The organism is Gluconacetobacter diazotrophicus PA1 5, assembly GCF_000067045.1.
Taxonomy (GTDB): domain Bacteria; phylum Pseudomonadota; class Alphaproteobacteria; order Acetobacterales; family Acetobacteraceae; genus Gluconacetobacter; species Gluconacetobacter diazotrophicus.
Genome location: NC_010125.1, coordinates 3,937,655 through 3,944,163 on the forward strand (window position 1 = coordinate 3,937,655; position 6,509 = coordinate 3,944,163).

Sequence of the window (6,509 nt, forward strand, 5' to 3'; positions counted from 1 at the left end):
ATAATGCACCACCAAATCCCGGGACCAAACATCTAGGAGTGGGGACGGACAGTCTGTCCAAAGGCCTCCCAAGGCTGCGGGCGAACGATTGAATCTTTTCGCTCAATATGTCTGGTCGATCATAGGGCAAGCCGTGTCCCACATCCGGGATCACTTCACGCCGTTCGCCGCAATGAAACCATCCGACCAACTGTTTCCATGTTCCTCATAAATGATTGCATGTGAACATACTCACTTGCCTACAGGACTTTCTCCCATCTTGCGGAGCCAGTCGTTGAACGCCTCGGCCATCGCGTCCTGCAAGCTCATGCCATGCTTGCGAGCGGTCATGTGCATGGCGAACGACATTTCCGGGCTGAAATAGCCCGTCATCGCCTTCTTGCCCTGGCGGCTCGGCGCAACCGGGCTACTACCCATCGCCGTGCCGCTGCTGGGCGCGATCGGCGTGGCCGCCTTGCTCTCCGGCTCGGCCTTCGCCGGCGACGGCGCGGGATCGCGATCCCGCAATGCAAGCAATGATCCTTTCCGGCTGCTCATGCGCTGGCTCTCCGCTTCTTTGAAGATTGCATGTTTACATGATTGCATGTCCACTTGTAAATCTGCCTCACCTCATCGGCCGCCTTGCCGTTCGGCTCGATCTCCATCGCGGTCTTTCCCTCGGCCGCTGCGTGACGGAAGGCGGCGCGATCGGCCATATGGTGCGGGCAAGCCTCCAGCCCATAATCCCGCACAAGTTGCGCGGCCTCGTCATACATGCGCGGCGCAGTCGGGCTTCCCGCCGTGAAGATCACGAACGCGGGCTTGCCGCGCATCTTCACAAGGCTGGCAGTCGTCTTGATCGCGGCCAAGTCGAACGCGCTCGGCCGACACGGGATCAGCACCAGGTCGGCCGCCTCGACGGCAGCGCTGGCCGCACTGTCGGCATGGGGGGGGGTATCAATCACGATGAACGCCGCACCCTGACCCGTCGCCTGCTCGATCTTGGCGGCGAGGCGAGGGGGCGCGCTGTCGATCACGACCGGGGGCGCATCCTGACGCCATGCCGCCCATTGGCTCGCCGTCGCCTGCGGATCGAGGTCGATCACCAGCGCGGTATGCCCGGAATCCTCGGCGGCGGCGGCCAGATGCAAGGCGAGGGTGGTCTTGCCAGCGCCGCCTTTCTGACTGATGATCGCGATTGTTGGCATGTGTATATCCTTACATGACCGCATGTTTGCATGTGGTCATACGCGATAACCCGTCTTGCCGGCAAGAGGGGAAGCCCGAGGCCAGATTCACCACCTCCGTCTTTCAAAGAAAAATCGTGTCTCTAGAGCGTGATGATTTTAGGTTGGTCCATATCCTGAGTTTATGAAATAATTGGCGCATGCGCTGGGAGCGTAGCTGCGCAGGAGTTCGCCGATGGTTGAACTGACTGCGTCGCGGCTTCGAGCCGCGGCCTTGCGGAGCAGGTGCTTGAGCTTGGCAAAGACCTGTTCAATGGGGTTCAGGTCTGGGGAGTATTTTGGCAGGAGGATCAGGCGCGCGCCGACCTGTCGGATGGCTGCGCGTGCTGCCTTGTTTTTGTGGCTGCCGAGGTTGTCAGCGATCACGATGTCACCAGGCCTGAGCGTCGGCACGAGTTCATTCTCGACGTAGATGCGGAAGCTTTCGCCGTTGATCGGACCATCGAGCAGCCACGGCGCATCGATCCGATCGACCCGCAGGGCGGCAATAAAGGTCATGGTGTTCCAATGACCCCAAGGCACTTTGGCCCGGAGCCGTTCGCCACGCGGCGCCCAGCCGCGTAGCGGCGCCATATTGGTTTTGGTCCAGGTTTCATCGATGAACACCAGGCGGGCGGGATCTATGAGGTGTTGGTATTTTTGCCATCGCGCCCGGTGTCGGGCGACATCAGGACGGTCCTGTTCGGCTGCGACGAGTGTTTTTTTTGAAGCTGAGCCCCTCGTCGTGGACGAAGACCCACACAGAGCGATAATCGACCCTGAGCCCGCGCCCGGCAAGTTCTGCGACCAAGCCCCGCAGGGTAAAGCCCCCCGCCTTGCAACGCTCGATCAGCCATTCCCGATGCGCACCCGTCAGCCGTTTCGGCTTGTGGCCGCCCATCTGGCCAGGGGAAACGCTGCCGGTCCGCCGAAAGCTCTGCATCCACCGGATCGCGGTGCTGGGTGCTACACCGTAGCGCTTCGCGGCCTCGTGGCAGGAGAGGCCGTCTGTCTCCACGGCTGCCACAACCCGGTCGCGAAGATCCATCGAATAAGGACGCGCCATCCATGCTGGCCTCCAATCCAGACAGCATGTTGAATCAGATTTTCGGCAATCTGGGTACCCATATTCCGATTCAGACCGAAATCATCACGCTCTAATCGCACGGCAACTCAGCGAAACGGACTTCGCCCACTGGTTGGCCGTGGATCAGCACCGATTATCCCCACATTCGGCGTGCGATATCCTGTTCCTCGGCGCCGACGGCATTGGCGTAGATGGCGGTCGTGGTGAGCTGGGCGTGGCCGAGCCATTTCTGGACCAGGTTGAGGGGGATGGCATTGGTGACGGCGGCGACGCCGAAGGCGTGGCGCAGCCCCTTGGGCGAGGCAGCCGGCCCGGAAACCCGGCCTCCTGCATGACGGCATGCACCGCCCGCCAGCCGGTCATCCGCGCCCACGGCCACAGCCGCACCGCCTGGCCGCGATCGCGGCGCTTCTGCGCCTGGCGGATGCCATGCACCAAGTCGAGGGCGTCGAGCAGGGCAGGAGACACCGGCACGGCGCGATAGACGCCGGCCTGACGCTTCTTCAGGCTCTCGAACACCAGCACGCCGGCGGCGAGATCGACGCGATCGGCACTCAGCGCCAGGGCCTCGGACAGCCGACAGCCCGACCAGACGAGGGTCATGCACAGGGTGCGCGACTCACGCGGCGCCTGCTCGGCCGCCTTGAGGAAGCGGTCACGCTCGGCGACGGTGAGATATTTGCGCGCGCCGCTCGGATCGAAGAGCTGCATGCCGGCCGCCGGCGCCGCCTTGACGTCCCGAGGTGCAGGAGCCCGAGGCTCCTGCCGGGAGCGCGAGGGCGAGGCGGCCGCAAGGTTCCGTCCGGCTGTGCCGGATGGAATGGCCTGCCGAGGGAGCGCCCTCGCCCTTGCCTTCGTCACGTCTTCTCTCTGGAGCGATAGCCCCGCTTGACCTTCTGCCGCAGCAGGGTTGCGAGGGCGGCCTGGGCCTGGCCGCGATCGGCATGGAGATCGAGGCGGGATTGCCCTTGGGTGCCGATGCGTCCCCACTGGCGGAGCAGGGCGGTGCCGCCGAACAGATCGTCCTGGAGGCACAGCCGGTAGAAGCGCCAGCAATTGGTCGCCGGCACGACGTGCCGCAGCTCGGCCGCCTCGGGGAAGATGGCCAACTGACGCAGGGGGCGAGGCGGGGCTGGATGGGGCGCTTTGGGCATGTTTTCCCGAGAAGTGTAACAGGCCGGGCGACGCGGTACCAGGAAAAAGGCGGTGAGCGGGCGGTTTTTCCGGGGTCCGGGGCGGCTCGGACGGTGCGGCCTGTTACACTATTATCAATAGTGTAACAGGGAGACAAAAAATTGCGGACTAACGTGGTAAGTTCTCAGCGATTTGGCGCGGTGTACACCGGAATTTCTGACACATAGAGATGACAACATCTCTTTGTACACGAGAAATCAGCCCGATGATGTGATCCCGCACATCCGGAAATTCCGGATGACTTCGTGGCATATACTCCTCAAGCATACGACCCACAATATTCCCATTCACAGAAAGGGAAAAGCCTGAGTTGCCGTCAGCATCCACCGTTTCTCCCCACATATAAACAAGAGGAAGATCCGTAGCTTTATTCGCTTGATACTCCGTGTGGATATCGCTTCTATAATATGGAAAACTCGATTTCTGATCACCCATCAATCTGGACAAAATATCCTTAACGACCTCATCCTCTGTCATTTTTCACCCTCCCCAAATTTGTTATTGTAAAAAACAATTTTTCTCATTTTCCTAAGAGCCTGTTTGGAAAGTCGCTGAAGTGTGATTCAAGCTCTGGATGTGGACGCCAGAGCAGAGAGGCCGCATGGCCAGGATTACCCGCAAGACGAAGCGTTATCCGTCTGATATGACGGAGGAGGAATGGGCGCGCATCGCGCCACTGATGCCCGAGCCGGGACGCACGGGGCGTCCGCGCGAGATCGAATTCCGCGAGGTGATCAACGCGGTTCGTTACCTGGTTCGATCCGGCTGCGGCTGGCGAATGCTGCCGATCCATTTCGGGCATTGGCGTACGGTCTATGGTTGGTTCAGGGAATTGGCCCGGCGGTTCCTGTTCCAGACCATTCATGATGTGGAACTGATGCTTGACCGGGAGCGCTCGGGCCGTGAAGCCAGCCCTTCGGCCGGAGTGATCGACAGCCAGAGCATCAAGGCGCCGCACGCGAAAACAAGAGGTTACGACGCTGGAAAGAAGATTGTCGGGCGCAAGCGGCATATCGCCGTGGATACGGACGGACGCCTGCTGATGGTCAACCTGACGCCGGCGGACATCTCCGACAGCGCCGGAGCGCAGATGATCCTGGACGCGATCCGCAAGCGCTGGCCGTGGGTCAAGCATCTATTCGCGGACGGTGCCTATGACCGGCTCCAGTTGATGGACAAGGCTGCCTACCTGGACTTCGTCGTCGAGGTGATCCGTCGCAGGGACGGAGCGAAAGGCTTTGAGGTTCTCCCCCGGCGCTGGGTCGTGGAGCGAACCTTCGGATGGATGACCCGATGGCGACGCCTCGTGCGCGATTACGAGCGTCGCATCGATGTCTCACAGGCCATGATCTTCGTCGCCATGGGCGCCAATCTCACCCGAAGAAACGCTCATCCATGACTTTCCAAACAGGCTCTTAGCAGGCTGTCGGGTTGGGGTACCTGGCTCTGGCGATCTGCGGTAAGCTTTCAGGATGAGCAGCTTCATTCCGTTTGATCGATCGCAGCCGTATCTTCTGCCGCCGGATCTGAAGTCATGGCTGCCGTCGGACGATGTGGCGCATTTCATCGTGGCGGCGGTAGAGCGGGTGCCGTTGAGGGCATTTTCCGTTCCTGTGCGGACTGGCGGCAAGGCGCAGTATCATCCGCGCCTGATGCTGGCGCTGCTGATTTACGCCTATGCGAACGGCGTGTTCTCATCGCGTCGGATCGAACGGGCGACATATCGTGATATCGGTATGCGCTTTGTGGCGGCGAACCTGCATCCTGACCATGACACGATCGCGACGTTCCGGCGCGGCAACCGCACGGCGATCGAGGCAGCGTTCATGCATGTACTCCTGCTGGCACGCGAGACGGGACTGGTGCGGCTTGGCACGGTGTCGATCGACGGCACGAAGATCGATGCCAATGCCTCGAAATACCGTTCCATTCGTTATGATCGCGCGAAAGAGCTGCGCGAGAAACTGGCCACCGATATCTCCACCCTGATGGAACGGGCAGAGGCGGCGGATACAACCGATGTGGATCATCAGGCGTTGCCGGAGGAACTGGCCCGGCGGGAGGCTCTGAAGGCAAAGCTGGATGAAGCCTGTGCGCGACTGGAGGCGGAAGCCCGCGAGCAGGCCAAGACCGCCCGACCAGAATATGAGCGCAAGAAGGCAGCTTTTGATGCGAAGCGGGGACGGCGCGGTCGGCCGCCGAAAGAACCGGACGATGAACCGCCACCAGACCGGCAGATCAACCTGACCGATCCGGACAGCAAGCTGATGCGCCGCTCCGACGCGCATGAATACCGGCAAGCCTACAATGCCCAGGCCGTGGTTTGTGCCGAGGGCAGCCAGTTGATCTTGGAAAATGGCGTCGTTGCGACGACGGCGGACGCGCCCAGCTTCGCCGCCACCATCCTGGGTATGGAGGAGAGGATCGGCCTGCCACGAACCGTCCTCGCCGACACGGGTTTCGCCAGCGGCAAAGCCGTCGAAACGTTGCAGGCCAGCGGCGTGGACCCGCTGGTCGCCATCGGACGCCCTGTGAATCGGCGCCCTTATGACTTCCGGCCAGAACCGCCACCCAGGGAGCCGCGCCGGATCACCGAGCCCTGGCGCCTGGAAATGAAGGCCAGGCTGCAACAGAACCCGGCAAAAGCCCTTTACGCCTTACGCAAGCAGACCGTCGAACCGGTCTTCGGTATCATCAAGAGCGCCATGGGCTTCACCCGTTTCCATCTCCGTGGCCTCCCCAACGTCGCAACAGAATGGACGCTCGTCGCCCTCGCATATAATTGCCGTAGGATCACGCGACTGACGGCCGCATAAACGCCGTCGTCGCCATCACTCATCACTACGACAGCGCCCAATCCGACAGCCTGCTTAGAGCCCGATCCGAAAGTTCTTCAACCGTGACAATGCCTTGCTGTCCGTCGTGTGAGCATTCGGATCGAGGCGATCAATGTCCATGCGGTTGAGGAAGCAATGGATTGTTCACAGTCTTTGGCGAGCCGCCTGAACCGTCCCAGCCATGCG

General features: G+C 61.3%; 8 protein-coding genes and 1 pseudogene. 2 read left to right on the forward strand and 7 right to left on the reverse strand.

Annotation, left to right across the window (positions count from 1 at the left end; genetic code table 11):
* Nucleotides 1–231: 231 nt before the first annotated feature.
* From GDI_RS18200 to GDI_RS19915, 6 genes are all read right to left on the reverse strand, one after another.
* Entirely contained in the window at nucleotides 232–537 is a 306-nt protein-coding gene (locus GDI_RS18200; protein WP_012228657.1) for a ribbon-helix-helix domain-containing protein, read from the reverse strand.
* Nucleotides 534–1,187, reverse strand: a complete 654-nt coding sequence (gene parA / locus GDI_RS18205) for a ParA family partition ATPase (protein ID WP_012228658.1) — start codon at nucleotides 1,185–1,187, stop codon at nucleotides 534–536. Before parA ends, GDI_RS18200 begins: the two co-directional genes overlap by 4 nt.
* 138 nt (nucleotides 1,188–1,325) lie before the next feature.
* A protein-coding gene (locus GDI_RS19430) for an IS630-like element ISGdi6 family transposase (RefSeq protein ID WP_012554519.1) occupies nucleotides 1,326–2,271 on the reverse strand; the annotation gives its coding sequence in 2 pieces (ribosomal slippage) (nucleotides 1,326–1,931 and nucleotides 1,933–2,271; 945 coding nt in all).
* 154 nt (nucleotides 2,272–2,425) lie between these two features.
* Nucleotides 2,426–2,899: a tyrosine-type recombinase/integrase gene (locus GDI_RS20685; protein ID WP_390614220.1), complete on the reverse strand. Its 474-nt coding sequence runs from the start codon at nucleotides 2,897–2,899 to the stop codon at nucleotides 2,426–2,428.
* A gap of 250 nt (nucleotides 2,900–3,149) precedes the next feature.
* On the reverse strand, nucleotides 3,150–3,446 hold the full coding sequence (locus GDI_RS18225; protein WP_012554521.1) for a WGR domain-containing protein: 297 nt from the start codon (nucleotides 3,444–3,446) through the stop codon (nucleotides 3,150–3,152).
* A gap of 148 nt (nucleotides 3,447–3,594) precedes the next feature.
* Nucleotides 3,595–3,963 (reverse strand): hypothetical protein, encoded by a 369-nt coding sequence (locus tag GDI_RS19915; protein WP_144880588.1) that lies wholly within the window; start codon nucleotides 3,961–3,963, stop codon nucleotides 3,595–3,597.
* A 97-nt stretch (nucleotides 3,964–4,060) separates the two neighbouring features.
* On the opposite strand from GDI_RS19915, the gene GDI_RS18230 reads away from it, so the two are divergent.
* On the forward strand, nucleotides 4,061–4,885 hold the full coding sequence (locus tag GDI_RS18230; protein WP_012553437.1) for an IS5-like element ISGdi2 family transposase: 825 nt from the start codon (nucleotides 4,061–4,063) through the stop codon (nucleotides 4,883–4,885).
* A gap of 73 nt (nucleotides 4,886–4,958) precedes the next feature.
* Complete coding sequence (locus GDI_RS18235; protein ID WP_012223140.1) at nucleotides 4,959–6,302, forward strand: IS1182-like element ISGdi13 family transposase; 1,344 nt, start codon at nucleotides 4,959–4,961, stop codon at nucleotides 6,300–6,302.
* A gap of 77 nt (nucleotides 6,303–6,379) precedes the next feature.
* Here the strand turns inward: GDI_RS18235 and GDI_RS19920 are convergent.
* Nucleotides 6,380–6,508 (reverse strand): annotated as a pseudogene (locus GDI_RS19920) (IS5/IS1182 family transposase); the annotation flags it as partial.
* Between the last annotated feature and the right edge of the window lies 1 nt (nucleotide 6,509).

Bases quoted from the DNA above. Each gene is read 5' to 3' on its own strand.
- parA (WP_012228658.1), bottom strand. From the start codon at position 1,187: ATGCCAACAATCGCGATCATCAGTCAGAAAGGCGGCGCTGGCAAGACC.
- GDI_RS19915 (WP_144880588.1), bottom strand. From the start codon at position 3,963: ATGACAGAGGATGAGGTCGTTAAGGATATTTTGTCCAGATTGATGGGT.
- GDI_RS18235 (WP_012223140.1), top strand. From the start codon at position 4,959: ATGAGCAGCTTCATTCCGTTTGATCGATCGCAGCCGTATCTTCTGCCG.
- GDI_RS18225 (WP_012554521.1), bottom strand. From the start codon at position 3,446: ATGCCCAAAGCGCCCCATCCAGCCCCGCCTCGCCCCCTGCGTCAGTTG.
- GDI_RS18200 (WP_012228657.1), bottom strand. From the start codon at position 537: ATGAGCAGCCGGAAAGGATCATTGCTTGCATTGCGGGATCGCGATCCC.
- GDI_RS18230 (WP_012553437.1), top strand. From the start codon at position 4,061: ATGTGGACGCCAGAGCAGAGAGGCCGCATGGCCAGGATTACCCGCAAG.